At 53.2% G+C, this 26,949-nt stretch carries 22 protein-coding genes and 1 riboswitch; of the genes, 19 read left to right on the top strand and 3 right to left on the bottom strand.

Annotated elements, in window-relative coordinates; translation table 11 throughout:
• From MKY64_RS22335 to MKY64_RS22300, 8 genes are all read left to right on the top strand, one after another.
• Window positions 1-1,341 (top strand): UDP-glucose dehydrogenase family protein, encoded by a 1,341-nt coding sequence (locus MKY64_RS22335; RefSeq protein WP_036723416.1) that lies wholly within the window; start codon window positions 1-3, stop codon window positions 1,339-1,341.
• 71 nt (window positions 1,342-1,412) lie between these two features.
• Window positions 1,413-1,802, top strand: coding sequence for a hypothetical protein (locus MKY64_RS22330; protein WP_340955777.1), 390 nt, complete (start codon window positions 1,413-1,415; stop codon window positions 1,800-1,802).
• A gap of 863 nt (window positions 1,803-2,665) precedes the next feature.
• Window positions 2,666-4,039, top strand: coding sequence for a sugar phosphate nucleotidyltransferase (locus MKY64_RS22325; protein WP_339253882.1), 1,374 nt, complete (start codon window positions 2,666-2,668; stop codon window positions 4,037-4,039).
• A gap of 137 nt (window positions 4,040-4,176) precedes the next feature.
• A riboswitch (cyclic di-GMP riboswitch) is annotated at window positions 4,177-4,257 on the top strand.
• Window positions 4,258-4,271: 14 nt separating this feature from the next.
• On the top strand, window positions 4,272-6,644 hold the full coding sequence (locus tag MKY64_RS22320) for a PA14 domain-containing protein (RefSeq protein WP_340955774.1): 2,373 nt from the start codon (window positions 4,272-4,274) through the stop codon (window positions 6,642-6,644).
• Between the two features lie 193 nt (window positions 6,645-6,837).
• Entirely contained in the window at window positions 6,838-8,358 is a 1,521-nt protein-coding gene (locus MKY64_RS22315) for a glycosyl hydrolase (RefSeq protein ID WP_340955773.1), read from the top strand.
• 76 nt (window positions 8,359-8,434) lie between these two features.
• Window positions 8,435-11,119 (top strand): discoidin domain-containing protein, encoded by a 2,685-nt coding sequence (locus MKY64_RS22310; RefSeq protein WP_445671706.1) that lies wholly within the window; start codon window positions 8,435-8,437, stop codon window positions 11,117-11,119.
• 129 nt (window positions 11,120-11,248) lie between these two features.
• Window positions 11,249-12,727: a potassium/proton antiporter gene (locus MKY64_RS22305; RefSeq protein ID WP_209879434.1), complete on the top strand. Its 1,479-nt coding sequence runs from the start codon at window positions 11,249-11,251 to the stop codon at window positions 12,725-12,727.
• Window positions 12,728-12,974: 247 nt separating this feature from the next.
• On the top strand, window positions 12,975-13,430 hold the full coding sequence (locus MKY64_RS22300; RefSeq protein ID WP_036723115.1) for a Dps family protein: 456 nt from the start codon (window positions 12,975-12,977) through the stop codon (window positions 13,428-13,430).
• Between the two features lie 155 nt (window positions 13,431-13,585).
• Here the strand turns inward: MKY64_RS22300 and MKY64_RS22295 are convergent, their stop codons facing one another.
• Together MKY64_RS22295 and MKY64_RS22290 are read right to left on the bottom strand one after the other, a co-directional pair.
• Window positions 13,586-14,290, bottom strand: a complete 705-nt coding sequence (locus tag MKY64_RS22295; protein ID WP_036723116.1) for an AIM24 family protein — start codon at window positions 14,288-14,290, stop codon at window positions 13,586-13,588.
• Between the two features lie 12 nt (window positions 14,291-14,302).
• Window positions 14,303-14,791, bottom strand: coding sequence for a hypothetical protein (locus MKY64_RS22290; RefSeq protein ID WP_036723118.1), 489 nt, complete (start codon window positions 14,789-14,791; stop codon window positions 14,303-14,305).
• Between the two features lie 211 nt (window positions 14,792-15,002).
• Here MKY64_RS22290 and MKY64_RS22285 point away from each other — a divergent pair, with 211 nt between their 5' ends.
• The 11 genes from MKY64_RS22285 (at window position 15,003) to MKY64_RS22235 (ending at window position 25,418) form a co-directional block, all read left to right on the top strand.
• The gene (locus tag MKY64_RS22285; RefSeq protein WP_036723120.1) at window positions 15,003-15,689 is read left to right on the top strand and encodes a M50 family metallopeptidase; all 687 of its coding nucleotides are present in this window, start codon (window positions 15,003-15,005) and stop codon (window positions 15,687-15,689) included.
• Between the two features lie 187 nt (window positions 15,690-15,876).
• A complete protein-coding gene (locus tag MKY64_RS22280; RefSeq protein WP_036723121.1) occupies window positions 15,877-16,560 on the top strand; it encodes a hypothetical protein in 684 nt (227 codons plus the stop codon).
• Between the two features lie 233 nt (window positions 16,561-16,793).
• Entirely contained in the window at window positions 16,794-17,759 is a 966-nt protein-coding gene (locus MKY64_RS22275; protein WP_036723123.1) for a helix-turn-helix transcriptional regulator, read from the top strand.
• A gap of 259 nt (window positions 17,760-18,018) precedes the next feature.
• Window positions 18,019-19,008, top strand: a complete 990-nt coding sequence (locus MKY64_RS22270; RefSeq protein WP_036723125.1) for an ABC transporter ATP-binding protein — start codon at window positions 18,019-18,021, stop codon at window positions 19,006-19,008.
• Window positions 19,005-19,997 (top strand): ABC transporter ATP-binding protein, encoded by a 993-nt coding sequence (locus MKY64_RS22265; RefSeq protein WP_036723126.1) that lies wholly within the window; start codon window positions 19,005-19,007, stop codon window positions 19,995-19,997. The genes MKY64_RS22270 and MKY64_RS22265 overlap by 4 nt, the downstream gene beginning before the upstream one ends.
• 113 nt (window positions 19,998-20,110) lie before the next feature.
• Entirely contained in the window at window positions 20,111-21,778 is a 1,668-nt protein-coding gene (locus MKY64_RS22260; RefSeq protein ID WP_155991270.1) for an ABC transporter substrate-binding protein, read from the top strand.
• Between the two features lie 25 nt (window positions 21,779-21,803).
• The gene (locus MKY64_RS22255) at window positions 21,804-22,808 is read left to right on the top strand and encodes an ABC transporter permease (RefSeq protein WP_036723129.1); all 1,005 of its coding nucleotides are present in this window, start codon (window positions 21,804-21,806) and stop codon (window positions 22,806-22,808) included.
• 12 nt (window positions 22,809-22,820) lie between these two features.
• Window positions 22,821-23,714 (top strand): nickel transporter permease, encoded by an 894-nt coding sequence (nikC, locus tag MKY64_RS22250; RefSeq protein ID WP_036723130.1) that lies wholly within the window; start codon window positions 22,821-22,823, stop codon window positions 23,712-23,714.
• A gap of 473 nt (window positions 23,715-24,187) precedes the next feature.
• Complete coding sequence (locus tag MKY64_RS22245) at window positions 24,188-24,742, top strand: RNA polymerase sigma factor (protein WP_340955764.1); 555 nt, start codon at window positions 24,188-24,190, stop codon at window positions 24,740-24,742.
• Complete coding sequence (locus MKY64_RS22240; RefSeq protein WP_340955762.1) at window positions 24,743-25,063, top strand: hypothetical protein; 321 nt, start codon at window positions 24,743-24,745, stop codon at window positions 25,061-25,063.
• Window positions 25,041-25,418, top strand: coding sequence for a PLDc N-terminal domain-containing protein (locus tag MKY64_RS22235; protein WP_339253901.1), 378 nt, complete (start codon window positions 25,041-25,043; stop codon window positions 25,416-25,418). The genes MKY64_RS22240 and MKY64_RS22235 overlap by 23 nt, the downstream gene beginning before the upstream one ends.
• Before the next feature lie 289 nt (window positions 25,419-25,707).
• On the opposite strand, the gene MKY64_RS22230 is transcribed toward MKY64_RS22235, so the two are convergent.
• Complete coding sequence (locus MKY64_RS22230; protein ID WP_340955761.1) at window positions 25,708-26,919, bottom strand: IS4 family transposase; 1,212 nt, start codon at window positions 26,917-26,919, stop codon at window positions 25,708-25,710.
• Between the last annotated feature and the right edge of the window lie 30 nt (window positions 26,920-26,949).

Below are 26,949 nucleotides of genomic sequence, written 5' to 3'. Positions count from 1 at the left end.
ATGAAACTCGCAGTGATTGGTACCGGCTATGTAGGACTTGTATCAGGCGTATGCTTTACCCTAAATGGAAATCATGTCATCTGTGTGGATAAGGATGAACAGAAGATCGAGAAGCTGAACCGGATGGAATCCCCTATCTATGAGCCGGGCATTGAGGCCCTGATTGAAATGAATCTGCGCGAGGGGCGGCTGAGCTTCTCGTCCGATCTTCAGGAGTCGGTCCGCCGCTCCGATATCGTCATTCTTGCCGTGGGTACGCCTTCTCTGCCGGGCGGCGAAGCCGACCTGAGATATATCGAAGGGGCGGCTGCCGAGATTGCGCAGGCGATGGAAGGCTATAAGATCATTATGACCAAGTCGACCGTCCCTGTTGGAACCAATGAGCGCATCCGCCAGCTGATCTCCTCCCTCACGAATCATCCCTTCGATATCGTCTCTGCGCCTGAATTCCTCCGTGAAGGCTCTGCCATCCGCGACACGCTTCATCCCGACCGGATCGTAATCGGACTGGATAATCAGGCGCTTGAGCCGACCATGCGCGAGCTGCATAAGGGCTTCACAGAGAATGTATTCGTCACGGATATCCGCAGCGCCGAGATGATCAAATATGCCTCGAATGCTTTTCTGGCGACGAAGATCTCCTTCATTAATGAGATTGCCAACATTTGCGAAAAGGTAGGAGCGGATGTCACCGAAGTCGCAGGCGGCATGGGGATGGACCAGAGAATCGGTGCGACCTTCCTGCAGGCCGGTATCGGCTATGGCGGCTCCTGCTTCCCGAAGGATACCAATGCGCTGATCCAGATTGCCGGGAATGTGGATTATGAGTTCAAGCTGCTCAAATCCGTCGTTGAAGTCAATAAAGGCCAGCGCTTCATGATTATCTCCAAGCTCCATGAATCGCTCGGCAGCCTGCGCGGCGCGGTCATTGGCATCTGGGGGCTTGCCTTCAAGCCCAATACCGATGATGTCCGCGAGGCCCCGGCCCGTGAGATCGTCGAGGCGCTGGTCGCTGAGGGCGCCATCGTGAAGCTGTACGATCCCATCGCCGCCGAGAACTTCCGCAAGGAATACGATCACCCGCAGCTCCGCTGGTGCGGACTGGCCGAAGAGGCAGCCGAGGGCAGCGATGCTGTCTGCCTGCTGACCGACTGGAGCCAGTTCAAGGAGATCAACCTGCACCAGCTTGCCGGAACCATGCGCCGCCAGGTGCTGATCGACGGCCGCAATGTCTATACCAAAGAGCAGATCGAGGGCACCGGCCTCGAATATATCTCCGTCGGCCGCCCGCAGATGGGCGGGCTTAGCGGATTCTCCGCCAGCGTGGCTGGCGCGGTGTAGACCGGCAATCCACTTGAAGCGTTACGGCGATAAATCCCATTGAATGCGCCGAAAGTGGGCTGGATGGCGAAATGAGAGGGATAAATCCCATTAAATGCGCCGAAAGTGGGCTGATGGGCGACTGGAGAGGGATAAATCCCATTGAATGCGCCGAAAGTGGGCTGATGGGCGACTGGAGAGGGATAAATCCCATTAAAAGCGCCGAAAGCGGGCTGGACGGCGAAATGAGAGGGATAAATCCCATTAAAAGCGCCGAAAGTGGGCTGGACGGCGAAATGAGAGGGATAAATCCCATTAAAAGCGCCGAAAGTGGGCTGGACGGCGAAATGAGAGGGATAAATCCTATTAAATGCGCCGAAAGCGGGCTGGACGGCGAAATGAGAGGGATAAATCCCATTAAATGCGCCGAAAGTGGGCTGAGCGATGAAATGAAGGAGATAAATCCCTCTGATGGTGCTTAAAGTTGCCTAAATGGAGCAAATGAGGAGCACAAGTGCCCCTGATTTCCCGGATGCGGGCCAAATGGAGCAAATGAAGAGCACAAGTGCCCCTGAATCCCGGGAAAGTTGGCTAAACGAGCAAATGAAGAGCATAAGTGCACCTGAATCCCAGGAATGTTGGTTAAACGAGCAAATGAAGAGCACAAGTGCACCTGATTTCTCGGATATGGGCCAAATGGAGGAAATGAGGAGCACTAGTGCCTAGTACTTAACTAACCAGCTTCTGCCGCCGCGAACTTGTGCGGCGAGCCCTTGGCACAAGAGTCTTGAATCCAGGTCTTGAATTGCCGTCTTGAATTACATTGTCTTGGCTTCTGTTGCCTTATACTCTTGCTCTCTCCAGCCGCTAGGTCAGCGGCGACGCCTTGGAACAAGCGGCACTTAAGAGTCTTTGAGCCTTTGGATTTTTCTCCGCCGCAACAGTAGGCGGCAACCAGGGATTCAATTGTCGTGAAGGCAGGCTGCCGGCAACAGGCTACCACTGCTGCCGCGCAAGCATAGCGGCGGCCCGGCTCCCCTTGCCGCTACCACAAGCGGCAATATCGGATCTTTAGCCGGGAGCTTCGCCAGCGGGCGAAGCGGATATAAAATCACAAGCCTGTTATGAAATGGAGCGGAGAGGAATTTTGGAGCTGTAGGAGCGGTAGCGTCCGCCTTTGTCTCCGGATGTTATCTGCTGCAAGCAATATAATCAACAACATCTGGAGACAACAGCGGCCGTAAGCCCAAAATTCCTTGCAGCGACCCTCATAACAGGCGGGATTTTAACTCACAGCTCCGGCAACAAGAAATACCCAATAACAATACGATATGGAGGGTTCACTATGAAACTAGTACTTCTATCAGGCGGCTCCGGCAAGCGGCTCTGGCCGTTGTCCAATGATTCACGCTCCAAGCAATTTCTGAAGGTACTGGCAAGCCCGGCAGGTGAACCGGAATCAATGGTACAACGGGTATGGAGACAGCTGGAGGAGAACGGCATGGCCGGGTCCTCGTATCTGGCGACCGGGCGCAGCCAGGTGGAGATGATCCAGAGCCAGCTCGGCAGCGAGGTGCCGATCATTGTAGAGCCGGAGCGGCGGGATACCTTCCCGGCTATTGCGCTGACGGCGGCCTACCTGTATTCCATCGCGGGGGTGTCCCCAAGCGAGACCGTGGCGATTCTGCCGGTGGACCCATACGTGGAATCCTCCTTTTTCGAAACGGTGCTGCAGTTGGAGAACACCATGCTGGTGAGCGGGGCGAACCTGGCGCTGATGGGCGTAGTTCCCGAGCATGCTTCGGAGAAATACGGCTACATTATTCCAACGGGCGCAGATGCGGGAGCGAATGGTTACCTGCAAGTGAGCCACTTCCAGGAGAAGCCGGACCGCATCCAAGCTGAGGAGCTAATCAGGCGGGGAGCGCTCTGGAACTGCGGAGTGTTCGCCTTCCGTCTGGGTTACCTGCTGGATATCCTGCAGCGCAAAGGGCTGCCGCTCAATTACGAGGAGCTGCAGAAGCAGTATAAGCTGCTGTCCTCGATTAGCTTCGATTACGAAGTGGTGGAGAAAGAAGAGAACATCGTCGTGCAGCCTTACGCCGGATTCTGGAAAGACCTGGGCACCTGGAATACGCTGACCGAGGAAATGACCAGTAACCATGTCGGCAAAGGCTTTATCACCGCTGACTCCGAAGGCACCTGCCTCATTAACGAGCTGGATATTCCAATCACGGTAATCGGGGCGAAGGATCTGATTATCGCCGCCAGCCCGGACGGCATTCTGGTGACGCACAAGGCCGAGAGTCCGCGGATCAAGGAAGTGCTGAAGACTTTTGAACAAAGACCGATGTACGAAGAGCGCCGCTGGGGCCACTACAAGGTGATCGATTATGTGAAATATGACGAAGGCAACGAGGTGCTGACCAAGCGGATTTTCATCAATGAGGGCAAAAATATCAGCTACCAGCTGCATCACAAACGCAGTGAAATCTGGACCTTCGTCAGCGGGGAAGCCAGCATTGTCATCAATGAGAAGATGCATAAGGTGAAGGCGGGAGATGTGGTGCGGATACCGGAAGGAACCAAGCATGCCATTCTTGCTCTTACCGATGTGGAGTTCATTGAGGTGCAGACAGGGTCTGAGCTGGTAGAGGAGGACAATATCCGTATTACTCTGGACTGGGAGGATATCGCTCTACATCAGTTCATTTCGTAGGTCTAACTTATCTATTTAACCAATTGTTACAATTTTAAATCAGGCATTTAGAACTATTTTTCAGACAAAATTTGTTTTTACTCTACATTAAATTTGCATATCGACGATACTTACGGTAAGAGGGATTGATCCTTCCAAAACGACAATGGCAAACCTAATCGAAAGATAGGGACGCAAAGCTATAGGGCCTTCGCAAGAGTGGCAGCCTGGCTACCGAAAGGAAGAGAATATTGTGAAAACTTACCGTAAGTCTCGTTTGCTCTGCGCTGTGCTGTCGCTGGCCGTGGTATTGTCTGCTGTACCCGTGGGACTGGGAATCGCCCCGTCCACTGTCAAGGCTGCTTCCTCTACAGGGGCACCAGTGAATCCTAATGCTTCAGCCGAGGCGGTCAAGCTGCTGAACAGTCTCTATGAGATCTCCGGGAACGGAATCATTACAGGGCAGCATGACTATTTCGAAAGTCCGGATGAGCTGAGCAACAAGCTGAAGGGAACAAGCGGACAATACGCCGCACTGCATGGGTATGAGCTTGGAGCAATCGGTGGACAGAGCGAGAGCGGAGTAGCTGCACAACGCAAAAATATCGTCTGGAGTGCAACGAACTGGTCCAGAGCGGGCGGCATTGTCGCCATGACCTTCCACCAGAGTCTGCCGGGCACCAAGTACGAATGGTCCAATGTGCAGAAGCCAATTACTCAGGCGCAATTTAACAAATACGTAACCCCCGGCACGCCAGAGTATAATGCGCTGATCACCGATCTGGATAAAGTAGCTGTCTCTCTGAAAAGCCTGCGGGATGCTAAGGTTCCGATCCTCTGGAGACCGTACCATGAAATGAACGGCGGCTGGTTCTGGTGGGGCAAGAAAGACAACTTCACTGCACTATGGAATATTATGTATGACCGGTTCGTGAACGTTCATCAGTTAAATAATCTGATTTGGGTATGGAACCCGAATGCGCCGAATGCCAACTCTGATCCCTATGCACGGACCTATCCGGGCGCGGACAGAGTGGATGTACTGGCAGCAGATATATATAATAACGACTACTCGAATAAATATCATGATGATCTGACCAGCCTGGCTGGCGGCAAACCGATCGGCATCGGCGAGAACGGCGAAATGCCGAACATCTCGAAGCTGAAGCTGACCCAGCAGAATTATGTGTTCATGATGAACTGGGGCAAGATGCTCTATGAGAATAACAGCACGGCTACGATCAAGAATTTCATGAATGACAGCTACACACTGACCCGTGACCAATATAAGGCCTGGTCTGCTCCGGCGGCGGCTCCTAAGCCAACGGCAACGCCAACGCCTACCGCAACGCCGACTGCAACACCGACACCAACGCCGACTGCAACACCGACACCAACGCCGACTGCAACACCAACACCAACGCCGACTGTAACACCGACACCAACGGCAACACCAACCGTTGCGCCGATTCCGAAGCCGGTCCCAACCTCCGGTGATACGGACAGTAAGCCTGCCCAGAATGGCTTGCTTGGAGAATACTTCAAGAACATGACGCTCTTGGGAACGCCGGTTATGGTGCGTAACGATGATGTCATCAGCTTCAATTGGCGCCAGGGTACTCCTAATGCTGCACTCGGTGTAGACTACTTCTCGATCCGCTGGACCGGCCAGATTAAGCCGGCTTACAGTGAGACCTATCAGTTCTATACTACATCGGATGATGGTATCCGCCTGTGGGTGAACGGCACAGCAGTCATTGACAGCTGGGTCAAGCAGAGCGGAACTGCCCGCACAGGAAGCATAGCCTTGACTGCCGGGCAACTGTACGATATTAAGGTAGAGTATTATGAGAATGCAGGCGATGCGAATGTCCATCTGATGTGGCAGAGCCCCAGCCAGGTGAAGGGAACCGTGCCTGCAAGTGCGCTTTTCTCCAGAGCAGGCAACACATCCATACCTGCTCCGGCTACAACAGCAGTACCGACCACGGTACCAGCAGCGACAGTAGCACCAGCACCAGCACCGACACCAACGCCGGCACCAGTAACGACACCAATGCCAACACCAGCACCAACACTGACGCCAGTACCGACACCAACGCCAACACCGGTGCCTACGCCGACAGCGGTTCCTGTTCCCGTTCCTTCTCCTACAGCAACACCGGCGGATCCGCCGGTAGAAGTTCCTGCTGCCAATGGACTGTACGCGGAATACTTCAATAACATGACGTTATCGGGCGAACCCGCTGTAGTGCGTACCGATGCTGTGCTTGATTTCAACTGGCGCCAAGGCACGCCGGATGCCGCTATCGGCATAGACTTCTTCTCTGTCCGCTGGAGCGGGAAGATGAAGCCACTCTACACGGAGACTTATCAGATCTACACCACTTCTGATGACGGTATCCGCGTACGGGTGAACGGTGAGCTTGTGATTGACAGCTGGGTGAAGCAGAGCGGCACCGAACGCATGGGCAGCATCAGCCTGACCGCAGGCGAGCTGTATGATATTCAGGTAGAGTATTATGAGAATCAAGGGGATGCAAAAGCGCGGCTGATGTGGCAGAGTCCAAGCCAGGCCAAAGGAACCATTCCGGCAAGCGCGTTGTTCCTCCCGTCCGCTTCGTAAGCTCATAAGGTCCGCAGCTGTGTTCAACATTGGCGCTGTTACTGGTTAAGACGTTACAATTATAAATCCTGTAAGCCACTCTTAATGGCCCTGCTTACCAGCAGGGCTACTAAGCTATAGAAAGGCAGACAATCCGGCAGGCGTAACCTCCGGGGGCCCTGCCGGAGAGTGTGGCTGGAGAAAGGAGATTACATTGAACACTTACCGTAAGTACAGGCTATATACAACTATTTTTCCTCTAATCCTTATCCTTTCATTACTTCCATGGGGGGAAGGGCGCAGTCTGCCCGCAGCCGCCAAGGTTACGGCACCTGCCGCCCCCGCTTCCATCAAGCCCATTAATCCTTCAGCCTCCAAGGAGGCTTCCGCACTGTTAAGCTATCTCAGTGATCTCAGCGGCAAGGGTATGATATCCGGCCAGCATGATTACCTGGAGAGCCCCGATGAATTCAATAATAAGCTCCGCACCACAACCGGCCGCTATGCCGTTCTGCATGGCTATGAGCTGGGAGCCATAGGCAACCAGTCCAAGGAGACCATTGCCAAGCAGCGTCAGGCTGTCGTGGACAGCGCTATCCGTTGGCATGAGGGCGGCGGTATTGTCGCCATGACCTTCCATCAGAATCTGCCGGGAACCGCGCCGGTATGGACCAATGTGCAGAAGCCGCTGAGCCAGAGTCAATTCAAGCTGTATGTCACTCCCGGAACGCCGCAGTACAAAGCCCTGGTCGCCGAGCTGGATGAAGTGGCCAAGTATCTGGGCGAGCTGCGCGATGCCGGAGTTCCGGTGTTATGGCGGCCCTATCATGAGATGAACGGCGGCTGGTTCTGGTGGGGGCAGAAGGATGACTTCGCGAAGCTCTGGGACCTGGTCTATGACCGCATGGTGAATACGCATAAGCTGAATAATCTGCTGTGGGTATGGAATCCGAATGCTCCCAACAAGTCGTCTGAGCCGTACGCCGCCTATTTTCCCGGCATCGCCAAGGTGGATATTCTGGCCGCCGACATTTATGACAATGATTTCAAGCAGTCTTATTATGACAGCCTCCTGAAGCTGGCCGATGGCAAACCGATCGGAATCGGGGAGAGCGGAGAGCTTCCAGACCCTGTCATCATGTCTCAAAAACAAAGCAAATGGGTATATACGATGACATGGGGCAAGATGCTGGTTGAGAATAACCCAACTGTGAAAATTCAAAGCTTCATGAACCATAAATACACGGTATCGCGGGAGGATTACAAGCTCGCGGCGGGTGCCAAAACGCATGCGGCGGCTGTAAGCTCAAGGAACGGCCTGAGAGGCCAGTATTATGGCAATATGGACCTGTCCGGCACACCGCTGCTTACCCGTAACGACAGCACCCTTCAATTCAACTGGCATGGCAATTCACCGGCTCCCAGCCTTCCCAAGGATGCATTCTCGGTACGCTGGACCGGGACCCTTAAGCCTCTCTACAGTGAAAAGTATACGTTCACCGCTTCTTCGGATGACGGCATCCGCGTATGGATCGGCGGCAAGCTCCTGATCGACAGCTGGAAGAACCAGAGCAGTGCGAGCAAGGAGGGCAGCATCACGCTCTCTGCGGGTACCCCCTACGCCATCAAGGTGGAGTATTACGAGAACCGCGGGGATGCCAGCGTCAGTCTGATGTGGAGGAGCCAGAGCCAGAAGCAGATGATTATTCCCCAGAGCGCGCTGACGCTTCCTTAAGGAAGCCCCGCGGAAGACGAAGTGTGACGTAAACCAGGTACAGCATAGAATTCCGGAAGAAAGCGAGGACAAGGGAATGAGGACTAGAGTTCAAAAGAAACCCAGTAAATATCTCCACCGACTACTAAAATTTGCAGCACTGATCATCTTGATTCTGTTGTCCGTCTCTGTCTTCGGAGATTACGGGACGAAGGACGGTGAAGATGATGTGGATCTGTCTTCATTGTCGGCGGCCAAGGATGCCGGTCCTGAGATGCCGGAAGGAACTGTTCTATGGAAGCTTGGCAAGCATGACGGCTCTGCCGGTGAGTTCAAGGCGGCAGGGTCAAGCGGGGTGAAGAAGACGCTCAGCATAGCCTCAACCACTGCCAGGTCGGCAGAGCTGAAGTCACTGCCCTCCGGCCTGCACGGGGAGACCAACCCGGAGCTGCGGATTCAGTATGAGCTGGATAAGATCCCGGAGCACGGGGTCTTATTTCGCGTGAGCATTATCGATGCTTACAAATCCGTTCCCCAGATGAGCGTGTTCTCCAACCGTCAGCTCTCAGGCATCATTCAGATCGCCGGGATTGCCGGAACAGGCAGCAAATACGACTTCCGCAAAACCTATGAGCTGTACATTCCCAAAGAGCAGCTCATCAGCGGCACCAACGAGCTGACGCTGCGGACGGCCAGAGGAATCTATTCCTCAGAGGCTGAGGATAAGTACAACTGGTGGACATGGGATAATCTCAGTCTGGAGGCGCTGAAGTCTCCGATTAAGGAGCCGATTCACGGCAGCTATACGCTGACGGGGACGGTGGTGAATAACAAGCAGTTTTATTTTGACGAGGGGGCGGTTACCCATCTGCCCTATATTATGAAGTGGCTGGGTGTAGCCTATAGCGGCAATATCATGCGGACCAGCTGTGCCAGCGATGTAGGCCGCTCGTGTGAGAATATGGAGGAGTACTACAAGGTCCTGAAGGATTACAATATGCAGGCCGTAGCGCTCTATCTGTACACAGGCGATATCAAGCTGAAGGCGGATGGAACGCTGCCAGAGGATGCGGAGAAGAAGCTGACGGATTATTTCCAGAAGTACAGCCCGTACTTCCAGTATTACGAGGTGGATAACGAACCGGGCCTGTTCAACCGTTCCAAAGCGGTCAATCTGGCCATAGCCGAGTGGCTGAACAGCAAGGGTAAGACGATCGCCCCGCATCTGCAGACGGTTGCACCCGGATGGGCCTACTGGCCGGGCTACAGCGAAGACTCGTGCGGCAATCAGAAGGGTCCGGTGAAGCAGTGCGGAGACCCGGACGGCTGGGAACGCGATCCGAAGCAGCGCGATGAGCTTGAAGCGGTAACGGATCTGACGAATGGCCATTCTTATGGGGATTCCTATATTTTCGGACAGGGCGGGAGCTTCACGGAGAACCTGAAGACCTTCGGGGGCTCGGTAGACGGCCTTAGCAAAAAAATGCTCGCCACCGAGTTCGGCACCTCGGACTCCCATGTGGACGCGTATCAATATGGGGCCAAGGAGCGGACTTCAGCGGTGTTCGACCGGATTATGCGGGCACATATCGGCTATGCCGAGATGTTCGTGCAGCATGCCGCCTTCTTCAAGAATTTCAGCCTGTTCAAATACGGCTTCAATCTGGAGGATCATGATCCGGCGGCTACAGAGATCTACTACACCAAGGAAGGCGAAGAATCCCGCGTCAGTATCATGCGCAGGCTGGATCTGGCTTATGCTACACACGGCGCTCCGCTGACCTATCAGATCAGCAATAAGGAGGAGCTGAAGGATAAGCTGGTCTACGTAAGAGCAGTGGACACCTCCACGCTTGAGCCGCTGGCTGGCAGCAAGGCGACCTCCAACAAGGTGCTGGTGAACTTCGTCAATTTCGAGAAGACGGAGCAGACCGTTAAGATCAAGGTCACTATGCCGAAGAAAACGGAGTACGAAGGAGAACGGTTTGGCAAGGGCGATACTTATGAGGAGGCCCGCAGCTATGTAACCGGCAGGGCTGCTTCGCCGGAGCTGGAATTCACGGAGACGCTGGCTCCGGGAGAAGGCGTGCAGTACATTCTGGAGCCTTCCTCTGAGGTGGCGGATATGGCGCCTCAGGGCCTCAAGGCGACTGCTGTCAAGGGATTATCGATGCATCTGAACTGGCTGGAAGCCCCCGGAGCAAGCTATGAAGTGCTCCGGGCGGACGGCCCGGACGAGAAGCTGAAGGTCATCGCTACAGCAGTGAAGGGAACCGAGTACAACGACAGCAAGCTGAAGGAAGGCACACTTTATACTTATGCTGTAAGAGTGTCCGGCTCTGGCGTGATGTCAGAGAAGACACAGATTACAGCAACCGGACTTGTCCCGCTGGACCGGGCAGGCTGGAAGGTGACGTCCAGTGTGAGTAAGGAGGCTTCCAATCCGGCAGGTGCCATTGACGGAGACCGGCGGACCCGCTGGGATACGGTCAAGCATCAGGCCTCGGGGGAGTACTTCCAGATTGATCTGGGCGCAGAACATACGGTAGAAGCTATAGATATGGATTACCCTTTATCGCCATATGACTATCCGCGCGGCTACACTGTCCACGTATCGGAGGATGCCAAGAGCTGGAGACAGGTCGCAGCGGGCAAAGGCCAGCTGGAGAAGACCAAGATTACGTTTGCCCCGGTCAAGACCCGGCATATCAAGATTACCCAGACTGGCTCCGGCGGCAACTACTGGTCCATTCAGGAGCTGCAGGTGTATTCAAGAGAATGAAGGACGGCATAATAACCTCCGTGGAATTCAGCCCACCGGGGTTTTTTTCTGTCTCAGAATCATACACATACTATAAAATACATGGGGCTAAGGCGGATACCCGGCTCCGGGGAAGGTGTGAACCGGTTCATGACTCATCTTGCAGATCAAATCATCCTGCTGCTGGCGGCTTTGCTGCTGATCGCCGTGCTCTCCACCAAATTCTCCACCCGTTTTGGCATGCCTGCTCTGGTCCTGTTTATTGCAGCCGGCATGGTACTCAGCCATTTCATTTATTTCAACAATGCTTCGCTCACGCAGATTGCCGGCATTTTTGCCCTGGTGGTGATTCTGTTTGAGGGCGGGATGCAGACGAGCATGAAGGATATTCGCCCGATTCTGAAGCCGGCGTTGTCGCTGGCTACACTCGGAGTGCTGCTGACTGCGGTGATCGTCGGTGTGTTTGCCAAATTTATACTTGGAGTGCCCTGGGCGGAGAGCTTCCTGTTCGGGGCCATTGTCGGTTCGACAGATGCAGCGGCGGTATTCTCCGTGCTGGGCGGCAAAAATATCGACAAACGGCTAACCTCGACGCTTGAAGCCGAATCCGGCAGCAATGATCCGATGGCTGTATTCCTTACCGTGTCGCTGATTGAATGGGTGCAGCACCCGGATACCGCAGTCTTGCGCCTGGTGCTGTCGTTCTTCTGGGAGATGGGGGTAGGGCTGCTGGTCGGGATCATCATCGGCAAGCTGGCGGTGTACCTGATTAACCGGATTAATCTGGACTCCACCGGATTGTATCCAGTCATGGCGGTCGGCTTCGCAGTTCTGACTTACGGGGTTTCGGCTATGGTACACAGCAGCGGATTGCTAGCTGTCTATGTCATGGGGCTGGTGCTGGGGAATTCCGAGCTGATGTACCACCGCACCATTATGAATTTCAGTCATGGCTTTGCCTGGATGATGCAGATTGCCATGTTCATTCTGCTCGGGATGCTGGTCTTCCCGCAGGAGCTGGCGGCTGTGGCCTGGCAGGGGCTGCTGCTGTCCGTGATTCTGATGGCCCTAGCAAGGCCGCTCGGCGTATTCCTCAGCCTGCTGTTGTCCCGGTTCTCCTTCCGTGAAAAGACACTGATCTCCTGGGCCGGGCTCCGGGGAGCCGTCCCGATTGTCCTGGCGACCTACCCGCTGCTCGCGGGGCTGCCGCATGGCAGGCTGTTCTTCAATGTCGTATTCTTCGTTGTTCTGACCTCGGCAGTGATTCAGGGAACAACCATTTCACCTCTGGCCTCGCGGCTGAGGCTGGTGGGCCGGGAGCAGGCATCCCAGCCATCCTTGATGGAGCTTGTCGCGCTAGGGAAGACTGATTCCGAATTCAATCATATCGGAATCGACCGGCAGATGGCGATATCCGGCATGCAGATTGCAGAGATCGGCCTGCCGGACGATATTCTGTTCACGGCCATTATACGGAACAAGACCATCGTGACGCCGCATGGCAGCACGGTGATTGAGCCCGGAGATACGGTATATGTGCTTAGCCCCAAGAGCAAGCGGGAGGAGATGCGTGCCATCTTCCGCAGCGGACTGGGACGGGCGGCAGAGACGGATATCCCTACGGTATAAGGGACATCCTACGGGAGGATGTGAGCTTCTCTTCCGGTTCGAGTGATTTATGTCAATCCATATGCTTTTGCAGAATTGTGATTCAAATTATAGGATAGCCTCCCGGAGGAGTGCTAGAATGTGCAGTACATCAAGGATGCGGGACATTAGATTGCAATACAGTAAAAAGTGTGTTAAATTGTATATAGATTTAGAACGAGTCTAAATACAATATATTGTAGAATACACATTCCGGGAGGTTATTTAAATGAGTACACAAGTTAACAGCCACACTGCACTGCATGCTGTTCTGAACCGTCAGACCGCGAACTGGACGTTGCTGGGAGTGAAGCTGCATCACTACCACTGGTATGTCAGCGGAACCCAATTCTTCACCCTGCATGAGAAATTCGAAGAGCTGTACAATGAAGCTGCGGGTTATGTGGATGAGCTGGCTGAGCGGCTGCTTGCGATCGGCGGACGTCCTGCTTCTACTATGGCAGAGTACCTGAAGCTCTCCAGCCTGAAGGAAGCTGCCGGCGGTGAGAGCGCCAAGGAAATGGTGGTACAGCTGGTTCAAGACTTCGCTGCCGTAGCTGAAGAGCTGAAGCAGGGCATTACTAGCGCAGAGGAGGCCAGCGACCAGCCTACCGCCGATCTGCTGATCGGCATCCGGACAAGTGTAGAGAAGACAGCCTGGATGCTGAACGCTTATCTGGCGTAACTCCGGCATAGGACATATAGAAGAGCGCCCGCGTTATACATGCGGGCGCTCTTTGCTTAAAATATAAGAATTTATATGTTGCACACAATAACTTATCCTTCTATTTCTCGCTGAAACGGTACCGTCCTTTAAAAGGACGGCAATGCCGTTTCCACTTACTTAATAAATACACCGCCGAAGGGCAGGGCTTCCCGCAGGAAGCGCTTGATAATACCGTCTTCATTATTGTCGCGCTCGAAGCGTCTGCTCTGGCGTCCGGCCTGGAACAGCACAGGCCCGTGGCCGGTCATCTTCCAGTGATAGCTCATATGCTGGCTGGCGAGATGGTTGCCGTACACCGTCAGCTCAAGCTTGGCATTCTCGGGATAAGCGATAATACTGCCGGCATCGACATAGAGCGGATCGAAGGGATGCAGCTCGGCTTCGCAGACCGTGCCCTCCGTCAGAATGCCGATGCTGCCGCGGCCGGAGAATTTGACCTTGACGATATCCCGGGTAATCAGCATATTCTTCATGCTCAGCACTCTCGTCTGCATCGTGACGCCCTTGCTGTAGAAGAAGAGGTGCCTGAAGTCGTAGAGCAGATCGCTTTTGCTGTCAAGCTGGATGGTCTTGACCCGGTAGCCGGGCGGCAGCGCGGCTGTGAACCGGCAAGGGCCGGTCAGATCCGCCCGGATCAGCTTGCGCTTGCGGTACATGCCCTTCACATCCATGAACCGGTCGGCCCGTCCCGCCGAAGGGCCCTGGTAAGCAATAATCTGCTGCGGATGCAGCACATGGACCTCCTCGTTCTCCTGAACGGTAAAAGCAACCGCCTGTCCGCTGCCGCTGTCGCCTTCATCCTGAATGTCAATGTTCATTCTTCATCCTCCTTAACGCAGCCGGTCGCTTCTTCTGGAGCGGTACCGCATCGTGAAGCGCAGCACCCGGATCAGCAGGAAGTAGCCCAGCAGAAGAGCAATCCCGGAGATGACCGTCACCTTGATCCGGTTGAAGTAGTTCTCTCTCGCCGTGCGGTCATTCTTCAGTTCGTCCACGACCTGGCTGAGCTGGCGGTTCTGCTCCTGCAGGGCAGCATTCTGGGACTGATACGTCTGCATTTGCTGCAGGCTGTCCGTCAGCTGCTCCTTGGCTTCACCGAGATCCTCCTTCGTCTGCTGAAGCTCTTCTGCAGTCTTCTGGTAACTCTCCTGCAGCTTGGTGACTTCTCCGGGAAGCTCCGAGAAGCTCTGTATTCCATTGTATATATCATTCAGATAATTGGCCTTGGCCTGGGGGGCAGGCCAAGTGAGAGTAAGGCCAAGCATAAGCAGGGAAGAACCCAGCAGCCTCAGCATCACTCCTGTTACCCGTCTTTTCATAAGCTGATCACCACCTGTTAGAGCTAATTGTCCTCCTATTTTATCATAGCTGCTTGCTGTTTGAACAACCCGGGCGGCTGTAGGCATAATTACCCTTTGTGTCTATGGAGAGAACCAAGAGGTAATACAGCGTTAAGGCAGGGATGGTTTCCATAATATTGAGTGTAACTGCAAATTAACGTATACTGTGAACGGAAAGGGGCTGTATTCAATGAATAGATGGCTCAAAACACTGTTGTTCCTGGCGGGCTCCGCCCTGTTGACCCGGTTTATTCCGTTCTCCTCCTTATTCCGTAATCTGGATACCATGTTCCATGAATTCGGCCATGCGCTGATGACTCTGCTGCTCTCCGGCAATGTGCTGCGCATTGAGCTGTATTCTGATCACAGCGGTGTGACCTATTCGGCGATTGCTGCCGGAGGCAAGGCGATCCTGGTGTCGCTGGCGGGTTATCCTCTGGCTTCACTGTTCGCGTTGCTGCTCTTCTATTTCTATAGTAGAGATAAGCGGGAATGGGGGCTTGTTCTGACCAGCCTGGTCGCGCTGATTATGCTTGTGCTGTATGTACGGGGCGGCTTCGGAATGATCTGGCTGAGCGGCTTCATTCTGCTGAATGCTGCGATGCTGTTCCTCTGGCCGAAGGTCAGCAAGTACTACTATCTGTTTCTTGCGTTCCTGACCCTGGAAGAGTCCGTGATGGGGACCTTATTCCTGGTCTATGCTTCCGTCGTGACACCTTCCCGGGCAGGGGACGCAGCGAATCTGGCCAGATTGACCATTTTACCGGCCGCTGTATGGTCTCTGCTGTTCTTCCTCTTCGCACTGCTGTGTGCAACCTGGGCCCTTGGGCTGTTCTTCCGGCATGAGAAGGCGGGCAGACGGGTCCGATTGATGTAATGCGTAAAACTTTGTTCGTCATATTTTGACAAAAGAATAGACTTTCATAAAGAGGCAATCACCTTTTGGGGTAGGTTGGCTCTTTTTTTGTCGATATTATAGGACCGAACATACATTCCATGACAAGGAGTTGTCCGCCAATATTGGTACATTAATAGAAGACCCAAATTAAGAAAGAGGTGGAAATATGCAAGCAAGTATTCAGACGTTGTTTACATGGAGCCAGGAGCGTATTTTGGCAGGCGGTGCCAAGAAAATAGTGCTGCTCGTGGAGTGGAAGGGAGCGCTACAAGGGGAGGATTCCCGCAAGAAGAGCCGGAAGGTGGTAGCCCGGGATATTGAGCTGCGTGTCTGGCTCGAAAGTCATGTCAAGGTAACAGGATGTTACGGCTGTAGTGCAGAAGAAGGAGAGGGGAGATCACTGCTCCTGAAGCTTGGCAAAATCCATTCCGGGCAGCGCAGGTACATCGCCCTGGAATTCATGATGGCGGGTATGCCTGCAGGCATACATGAAGCCCTCTGGCTGCAATGGCAATACAAGCAGCCTACGGTGGAACGTATCCGCGAGCTGCCGCTCAAGAAGCTGGGAATCGAATATTCCCATCATACCGGCCTGCTGGGGGCAGGCTCCTGCTTCCATGTGGAGAAGCATCTGGCGCTGCTGCAGACAGAGGCGCTAATCGCGGAAGCCCAGGAGGCCCGGATGAAGAACAAGCCTGAGGTACCCGCAGATATTCTTCGCAGGCAGGCCGATCAACTACTCCTGATGGCTGCCCGATCCGGGGATATGCAGCTGCTCAGAGAAGCGGAAGCGCTGTATAAAAGACTGGAGGCAGAGCATCTGCCGCTCAGCAGGATAGGAATGAGATAATTGCTGGGAAGCTGCGTAGATAGAATAGGAATTACCCATACATAGGGCTCAAATATAGAATCACACCGGGCGGAGCAGATTAAGAAATGCGTAATATCTAAATGTGGTAACATAGTAAAATAGTTCTATTATATTTTCTTATCTCGGTTATTACATCCTTGGTTATAGATATATATAACTAGTTTATTTAAAAATAATGGGTCTATTTTACCATAAGTCAAGGAGAACTGAATATGACAGACCGATTGATCCGGCTGATGCGCATCATTACGCTAGTTCAAGCCAAACCGGGAATTCTGGCCCGTGAGCTGGCGGAACGATGCGGCAACAGCGAGAGAACGATTTATCGGGATATGGATGCGCTCAGTGCCATGCATATCCCCATTACTCATATGGGACATGGCAAGGGGTATGCTTTTATCGGTAATTTCGCGCTGTACCCCTTGGATTGGTCAGAAGAGGAAGAAGAGGCTTTTTCACAGTTACGCAGTATTATGGCAGAGATCAAACCTTTGCTGCCCCCGGGCTTTGAAGACGCATACGAGAAAGTGATGGCGGCAGATTATAAGCAAAAGGCAGAAAGGGAAGAAACAATGGAGCGTACGAAAAAGGAAGCCGGACCAAACTGGACGGAAAATAGCAGATCTCAGGGAGACCAGCCCCTCTTTCTGACCGACATTCTGGATGCCGTAATGAAGCAGAGAAGCATACAGGCTGACTATAGTGAGAATGCCTACGAAGAAAAAGGTATCCGGATTGATCCCTATTGCCTGGTCCCGCTAGAGAATCGTTTTCACCTGATTGGTTTCTGTCACCGCTTCGGGATCATCCGCACCTTTCATATTAACGGCTTCTCCAGTGTCAATCCGCTGGACAGGTGGTTCTCCAAAGACCAGTTCGATCTGCAGTCCTTCATGGAGCAGAAGTGGTCCCTGGAACAGGACAGCCTGCAGGTTGAATTCAGAGTCAAATTCTCGCAGCGGATGATGGAACGGCTGAAGCAGGAGGAGATGTTTGTGAAGCCGAGCAGGGTAGACCGCCAGAACCGCAGCCTGCATTTCAAGGTCGCTGTGGAGCAGGATATCGGCTTCGTTCATTGGATTATGAAATACAAGGAAGAGGCTGAGATTATGGAGCCGCTATATTACCGGGATGTGCTGAAGCAACAACTGGAGAAGTGGCTGTCGCTGTACAAATAACTGCAGGTATATTTTCCTCACACTTTTATGCTCTGATATATTCATATAAAATTCATAGGGTTAGTTATATGTACAAATTTTCCTTGCCTAGATAGGATATCCATAGTAAAGTTATACATTAAATAACAGTAATATGTATTTAAAGTTAATTAGATTACTTATTATGTTAGGTATTAGTTAATATATCTAACTTTTTAAATAGTTTTCCTGAGCAGGCATTTGACCTTCGTTCAATTTTTAACAGAAAAGAGGGAGAGACTTGATCCAGCCGATTCTGAGCATTGAAAACCTGCATACCCACTTTTTAACGGACCGCGGTGAGGTTCCGGCAGTGGATGGTGTCGATCTCTACATTAATCCGGGCGAAGTTCTGGGTGTCGTAGGAGAATCCGGCTGCGGTAAAAGTGTCACCTCCCTGTCTATCCTGAAGCTGGTCCCAAGCCCCCCAGGGAGAATTGTTGACGGACGCATCCTGCTGAAGGGCCGCGATATTGTTCCGCTGAAGGAGAAGGATATGCGTAAGATCCGGGGGGATTCGGTCTCGATGATCTTTCAGGAGCCGATGACCTCGCTGAATCCCTTATTCACGGTTGGACAGCAGATTATGGAGACGGTACGCCTGCACCGTGGTCTCTCCAGGAAGGAGGCCCGGGAGCATGCTGTCGGTATGCTGCGCAAGGTTGGAATTCCCCGGCCGGAAGCGATCATCGACGAGTACCCGCATCAGCTATCAGGAGGCATGCGCCAGCGTGTCATGATTGCCATGTCGATCTCCTGCAGCCCGGAGCTGCTGATTGCCGATGAGCCGACAACCGCACTTGATGTAACAATTCAGGCCCAGATTCTGGAGCTGATCCGCCAGTTGAATGAGGAGCAGGGCACTGCCGTTATGCTGATTACCCATGATCTTGGCGTAGTAGCCGAGATGTGCCACCGTGTGGCTGTGATGTATGCCGGCAAGGTGGTGGAGGAAGGCAGTGTACATGATATTTTCAAAAATCCGCTGCATCCGTATACGAGAGGACTGATTGCCTCCGTCCCCCGGATGGATGAAGCTAAGGAACGTCTCTACTCCATTCCGGGCAATGTGCCGATTCTCAGCACAGAGATGCAGGGCTGCCGGTTCGCACCGCGCTGCCCGGAGGTCATGGAGCTGTGCATGCAGAGCCTTCCGGCGCTGACACGGCAAGAGGAGCAGCACAGCTGCAGATGCTGGCTGCATGACAGGGAACAGGAGGATGCGGTATGAGTGAGAGCCTGCTTGAGGTCAAGGGACTCCGGAAGTATTATCCGCTGAACAAGGGCTTCTTCAGCCGGGAACGCGGCAGTGTGAAGGCTGTGGATGATATCTCCTTTGCTGTGAGCAAGGGGGAGACCTTCGGTCTGGTAGGGGAGAGCGGCTGCGGCAAATCGACTACCGGCCGCGCGCTGCTCCGGCTGATTGAGCCGACAGCGGGCGAGATCTGGTTCGAAGGGCAGGAGCTTACGAAGCTGTCTGCGGAAGATATGCGGCGTCAGCGCCGGGAGATGCAGATTGTCTTCCAGGACCCGTTCTCCTCCCTGGACCCGCGTCATACTGTGCAGCGTATTCTCGAAGAGCCGATGATTGTACACGCTACTTGCGATGCCAGGCAGCGCAAGGCAGAGGTGGAGCGGCTGGCGGATGTAGTCGGATTGTCCAGGGCCCATCTGCAGCGTTACCCTCACCAGTTCTCCGGCGGACAACGCCAACGGATCGGCATTGCCAGAGCACTGGCACTCCATCCGAAGCTGATTATTGCAGATGAGCCTGTCTCTGCGCTGGATGTATCGATCCAGTCCCAGGTTATTAACCTGATGCAGGATTTGCAGCGGGAATTCAGCTTAACTTACATATTTATCGCCCATGATCTCAGTGTGGTGAAGCATATCTGCGACCGGGTAGCGGTAATGTACCTGGGGCGGATTGTCGAAATTACGGACAAGCATAAGCTTTATGCCCGGCCGCAGCATCCTTATACGCAGGCTCTGCTGTCTGCGGTTCCTGAACCTGATCCCGATATCCGTAAGGAGCGGATCATTCTGCAGGGGGAGGTACCGAATCCGGCGAATGCGCCAGTCGGATGTGCATTTAACACGCGTTGTCCGCGCGTGATGGAGCAGTGCCGGGTGATCAGGCCTCCGCTGATGGAGACAGAATCCGGACACTTCACAGCCTGCCATCTCTATGATGGAGAAGCCAATACACCGCTAGCCTGATTTGCTTGCATCTTAGAGCCATATACAGAAGAACCTTGGTTTATAGCTGTGCTACCTGCACGGCTCTATATAAACACTTTGATATTTCAATGAAAGAAGGGAGCTTTCTGGAGATGAACAAATGGGGTAATCTCACATTGGTACTGATGCTTGGCGCGGGGCTCGCGCTCAGCGGCTGCGGCGGAGGGAACAACACAGGCAACACGGGAAATACCGGAGGGAATACGGCGGCAACAAATGCTCCGGCAAGCTCACCTGAGACCTCTGGGACAGCGCAGGATACCCTGATCCTGGGGCGCGGGGGCGACTCGGCTTCCCTGGACCCGGCGATTGTGACGGACGGGGAGTCGCTGAAGATTGCGCATCAGGTCTTCGATTCGCTGCTCGAGTATAAGCCGGGTACCTCTGAAGTCCAGGCCTCACTTGCCGACAGCTGGGAAGTAACGCCGGACGGGCTGAGCTACACCTTCAAGCTGCATCCTGGCGTGAAGTTTCATGACGGAACCGATTTCAACGCCGAGGCAGTCGTGTTCAATTTCCAGCGCTGGAGTGATCCGGCCAGTGAATACAAATTCGAAGGTGATTCTTTCGATTACTATGACTCCATGTTCGGTCCGGACGGGGCGCGGGTGATCAAGGAAGTGAAGGCGGTGGATGAGTCGACGGTTCAATTTGTACTGAACCAGCCGCAGGCGCCGTTCCTGCAGAATATCGCCATGACCACCTTCGGGATTGCCAGTCCTGCTGCGATCAAGGAGAAAAAGGAGAATTTCAAAAATGAGCCGGTAGGGACAGGCCCGTTCGTGTTCAAGGAGTGGAAGCGCAATGATTCCATCACACTGGATAAGAATACCGCCTACTGGAAGGAAGGGCTTCCCAAGCTGAACAAGGTCATCGTGCGCTCGATTCCGGACAACTCAGCCCGCTTCACGGCGCTGCAAAACGGGGAAATCGATCTGATGGAAGATCTCAGCCCGGATGACTTGTCCACGCTGGAGAGCAACAGTGCTCTGACCAAGATTGAGCGTCCGCCGTTCAATGTGGCGTACCTCGGCTTCAACTTCAAGAAGAAGCCGTTCGACAATGTGAAGGTAAGGCAGGCGCTCAGCCATGCAGTCAACAAGCAGGAGATTATCGATGCATTCTTCGCCGGCCAGGCCCAGGCTGCGGTGAATCCTATGCCGCCTTCCCTGTGGGGCTATAACGACAGTGTGAAGGATTATGAGTATGATCTGGACAAAGCCAAAGCGTTGCTGGCCGAAGCGGGTTATCCTGACGGACTGCCTGATCCGGTGACACTGTACGCGATGCCTGTATCCCGTCCTTATATGCCTGACGGCAAGAAGGTAGCCGAAGCGATTCAAGCAGAATGGGAGAAGATCGGGGTCAAGACCGTTATTGAGTCCCCGGAATGGGCGACTTATCTCGATGACACCAAGGCCGGGGAGAAGGACGATATCTTCATGCTAGGCTGGACCGGCGACAACGGCGACCCGGACAACTTCCTGTATACCCTGCTGGACAAGGATGCTATTCCCGGCAATAACCGTGCCTTTTATGTGAACGAAGAATTGCATACGCTTCTGACCGGCGCCCAGAAGGAGACAGACCAGGGCAAACGCACCGAGCTGTACAAGCAGGCTCAGGAGATTATCAAAGCCGATGCGCCATGGATTCCGCTGGTTCATACCACACCGCTGCTGGCCGGCAAGGCCAATCTGAAGGGCTTCGTTCCCGGACCGACAGGGACAGAGTATTACAGTGAGATTTATTTTGAATAAATACACCTTTGGAAGGTGAACGGAATTGAACTCTTACCTCATAAAACGTGTGATGGTGCTGTTCCCCGTGCTGATCGGCATGACCCTGATCGTCTTCTCTATTATCCATGCCATTCCGGGTGATCCGGCCGAGACGATTCTCGGCCAGAAGGCGACCGAGCAATCCAAGCAGGCGCTGCGTAACCAGCTTGGCCTCGACAAGCCCTGGCTGCAGCAATATTTTAATTACATGGGTGATTTGGCCCGGGGGGACCTCGGGACTTCGATCCGCACCAAAACGCCGATTGCCAAAGAAATCGTACCGTATCTGGCCGCTACGCTGGAGCTGACGGCTGCCAGCATGCTGTTCGCAACCTTCGTCGGGGTGAACGCCGGTATCCTCAGCGCCTGGAGGCAGAACTCCTGGTTTGACTATACGGCGATGATCATCGCGCTCATTGGGGTATCGATGCCGATCTTCTGGCTGGGGCTGATGGAGCAGTTGCTCTTCGCGCTGAAGCTGCACTGGCTGCCGTCCATCGGCAGGATGGACCAGCGCAATCCGGTGGAGACGATAACCAATCTGTACGTGCTGGATACGATTCTGGCCCGTCGGTGGGACCAGCTGTGGACGGTCATTAAGCATCTCATTCTGCCGAGTATTGCGCTTGGCACGATTCCGATGGCGATCATTGCCCGGATGACCCGCTCCAGTATGCTGGAGGTAATGAATTCCGATTATATCCGTACAGCGAAGGCCAAGGGTATGTCGCAGTTCCTCGTGGTCTATAAGCATGCGCTGAAAAATGCACTCATTCCGGTGCTGACGGTAATCGGTCTGCAGACAGGGGCGCTGCTCGGAGGGGCGGTGCTGACCGAGACGATTTTTGCCTGGCCCGGGGTAGGGCGTTATATTTTTGAAGCGATCAGCTCGCGGGATTATCCGGTGATCCAGACCGGGATTCTGATTATTGCCTTTATCTTTGTGGTCATCAATCTGCTGGTGGATCTGCTGTATGCCGCTATCGATCCGCGCATCAATTACAAGTGAGGGGGAGCAGCTATGGGACAGGCAGCACTACAGGCTCCACCTCCTAAGGCTCCGGCGGATCAAGCTTCCGGCCCCTGGCGCGATGCGTGGAAGGCCTTCCGCAAGAACAAGACGGCCATGGCCGGGCTTGGCATTATCCTGTTCTTTGTACTGATTGCGCTGCTCGCGCCGTGGATCGCCCCATATGATTTCAAGGCCCAGCAGCTGGTGAACCGCCTGAAGCCGCCGTCGGCAGAGCATTGGTTCGGTACGGATGATCTGGGGCGGGATCTGTTCACCCGGGTAATCTATGGGGCGCGGATTTCACTCTGGGTGGGATTCTTTTCCGTAATCGGCTCGATCATTGTCGGCACTGCGCTGGGCATCCTCGCCGGATACTACGGCAAATGGATGGATATGATCATTTCCCGTCTGTTTGACATTTTGCTGGCTTTTCCGAGTATTCTGCTGGCCATCGCTATTGTAGCTATTCTGGGACCTTCCTTGCAGAATGCGCTCTACGCGATTGCCATCGTCAACATTCCGACCTATGGCCGGCTGGTCCGGGCCAAGGTGCTGAGCCTGAAGTCCGAGGAGTACATTACGGCGGCCAGGGCCATCGGGATGAAGAACGGGCGGATTCTGTTCAGCCACATCCTGCCGAACAGCCTGACGCCGATCATTGTTCAAGGCACTCTCGGCGTCGCGACAGCCATCATTGAAGCCGCTGCCCTGGGCTTCCTTGGACTGGGCGCTCAGCCGCCGGACCCGGAATGGGGCAAGATGCTCTCCGATTCCCGCCAGTTTATCCAGAAGGCCCCCTGGACCGTGGTGTTCCCGGGCCTGTCTATCATGCTGACGGTCCTCGGCTTCAACCTGATGGGCGACGGCCTGCGGGATGTGCTGGACCCGCGGATGAAGAATTAAATCTGAATAGAAGGTATTAGCAAGGGCTGTTCCAAGCCATATTAATGGCTGCTTGGGACAGCTCTTGTTTTGATGGAAGGTGGTTTCCTGTGTTAGTTGCAGAATGTACACTTAAAAGCAGCCAAAAGGCATAGTTTCATCTTCTAACTGTATTCTGTACAACTAAATCTGCCCAATTAGCTGATAAACGGGAGAAGGCTGCCTTTTAAATGTACGAAATACAACTAAACGTGAGAAGGGTTAGGAATCGGGCATTTTAGTTGTACGAATTGCAATTAAGCCAACCCCGTCCTGTCCTCGGGTCAGGGCTAAACCTTAGTTCAGAATTAGCCCAACGTGGTTCCCGAATGGGAGATTCGTTTCTCAGAGTTCTGTGAACCGAAGCCCTACTTTTCCCAAAAATAACTTTGTGAATTTTCGAACAATATCCGGGACGCTACGTAATGTAGGTTGAAAGGGTGGGCGGAGAACAGATGATGACCGACAAACAGCTCGTTGAAGGATGCAAGTCCGGTCAACAAGAGCATCTTGAGTTTCTCATTGTCAGGTATAGGGATGATTTATACCGGTTCTGCCGCCATCTTACCTTGAACCGGCAGGATGCGGAGGATTTGTTCCAGGAGGTATGGGTACGTGTGCTCCGCAAGCTGGAGAAGTATGATGCGGAGCGTCCCTTTAAGCCTTGGCTGTTCCAGGTGGCCTTCAACATGTACCGTGACCGCTACCGGAAGTGGAAAAGCGTGTATGCCCTTTGGACCTGGTTGTCCTCGGATGCGGAGCTTATACATATTAGAGACCCGGCTCCACTGGCAGAAGAGGATCTGCTGCGGCATGAGGAGCACCGGCTCCTGGAGGAATGCCTCCGGAGTCTGCCCAAACGTTACCTTGCCCCTCTCGTAATGTATTACTATGAGGAGTTCAGCTATGAGGGCATAGCGGAGGTGCTGGGAGTTCCCCTCGGAACTGTCAAATCCCGATTGAATCATGGTAAGAAGCTGCTGCACAAGCTAATGAAGGAGATGAACTAAATGAAGGAGTCCGGAGAAGAAGACCGGCTGCTGACGGAATATTTCAATCTGCCGCTCACGCCATCACCAGAGCTTGTCTCTAATGCGATTCGGCGGATTCACGGGCGCAGAAGAATGGTAATCCTTTCCGGGTTAATGGTCCTGCAATGGCTGGTATTCCTGATGCTGGGATTGTATTTCCTGGCCGGTCCGGCTGCCATGCAATGGAAGATCAGCATGGGGCTGCTGTTCATCCTGTCTCCAATGGTCGCCGGAACATTGCTGTTGTACAGTACTATGGGAGGCGGGAGAGGGTCTTATGAAAGTTCACTTAACCGTTGAGAAATTTGTTTTTTGGGCGCTTACAGCAACCATCCTGGTAAGCTGTATTGCGCTGGGGTACGCTATAAGCCCCTATATGGGCGAGTTTATGGAGGAGAATCTGACCTGGCTCATCGTGATAAGCCTGTTGGCCCTGCTGTTCCTGGGGCTGAATGTGCTAATCGCGGTATTCATTTATAAAGATGCCTCGCGGCGGCGGATGAATGCCTGGCTGTGGGTGACTGCGGTCATCTATATCCCTAATTTCATCGGTCTGATCCTGTATCTCCTGGCAAGGAAACAGCATCATATTCACATAGCATCTAATGCAGGCAATGAGGGTATCCGTTGTCCGCACTGCGGCCATCTAATCTAAACCGGGGAGTGTTAGGGATATGAAGAATAAATGGATGAAACTGGGGATTTTGATCGTCATGGCGTCGGTGCTGCTGACTTCCTGTGACAAGAAAATAATGTACGTCGGGTCCAGCACAAAGAGCAAAATAAGCGGCTCCTACACACTACACATGCTTAAAATCTGACATATGAACTCAATCCATCAAAAGTAATAATTTTACAGTTCGTTTTTCAGACTCAATGAAAAAAAAGAGAGACAAGACTTAAAGTGTAGACTTCAGTTACCAAATAAAGGTATTTAGTGTTTGTTATGCCAAAATGATCTTTACCGTCGCTCGTTTCTCTTTCGTTTGTGCATGAGGCTCTTCAAGCTTTGGAACCTTCTGTCGCCCTTTCGAAGAGCGGGTGGGCTCACGATTCAGCGCTTTAATAAAGTCTTCCCAGTCTTCCCTGGCATAATATCTCATCATCCTCAGCATATTCCATACACTCTGGGAGGTCTGGATCTCCAGATGTATGAGCTGGCAGATCAGTGCCGTAATGATGGCGATGTAACACTGCACCCATACGGCATGCGGATGATGATTGTGAAAATGTATGGTCGCCAGATGCTGCTTGATCCATTTGAAAAACAACTCGATTTGCCAGCGGCAGCGATAGATTTCACCGATATCTTCAGCGGAAAGATCCTGACGATTCGTAATCACCTCGTAGACTTTCCCTTGCTGATCTTGAAACTGCACAAGGCGAACGTGAAAGGTTTGACCTGACGTTTTGTCTAAAATCTCTACGTCCGCATCCCGGGAAATAGGGCTGTGGCTAGAAACTGGACGTTCGGCCTGCACGGTATACTTTGTTTTTGCACGTAGCCGGGCGACAAATAGCAGCGCTCCTTCGCTCTCTGACCATTCTCTGAAGTTCCCGTAATTCACGTAGCCACGGTCGAAAATATATGTGGTTTCTGCGGGAATCACGAGACGTTTGACCGCTTGCTGATCCGACACGCCGATGGTGGAAAGCACAATTTCATCCGGGAAATGACATCCGGCCTCCACAGAAAGCAGCCGGACATGCATTTTGACACCCTTTGTTTTGCTTTGATAAAACGCCCAGTCCCCCAGCACTTTCGGTAGGGATATGCTCGTTGAATCGACGGGAGTCAATTTCCCAAAATGTTGAATCCCCTTGGCTTCTGCTTTACGTACTTTTAATTCCCGGACGAGCTCCGTAAACAACCACTCCAGATAAGCAAGCGGAATGGCATCCAGCTTGCGATTCAAGGATGACTCATGGATGGTAGAGATTTCAATAAGGTCTTGAAGTTCCGAATTGGTTTGCAGGTTGAGTACAATGTCGGGAAGAAAGCGTCTCTGCTGGAACTGGGCTTCTACAAAAAGGGTAACGGTAGCTCCGACGGTAAGTTTTTTTGAATAATGATCTTCGAATGGACAACGAAAAGAATGGAACGCTAGACGCTGCAAACACTTGCGTAAAACTGAATTTTTTGTTATGTTACCCATGGTTGAGCTCCTTTTGTGGAGAGTGATGGG

Source organism: Paenibacillus sp. FSL R7-0210 (genome assembly GCF_038009085.1).
In the GTDB taxonomy this organism is placed as follows: Bacteria; Bacillota; Bacilli; order Paenibacillales; family Paenibacillaceae; genus Paenibacillus_AQ; species Paenibacillus_AQ silagei.
Note: the sequence above shows the minus strand (reverse complement) of the source record. Positions and strands in the feature narration are given on the sequence as shown.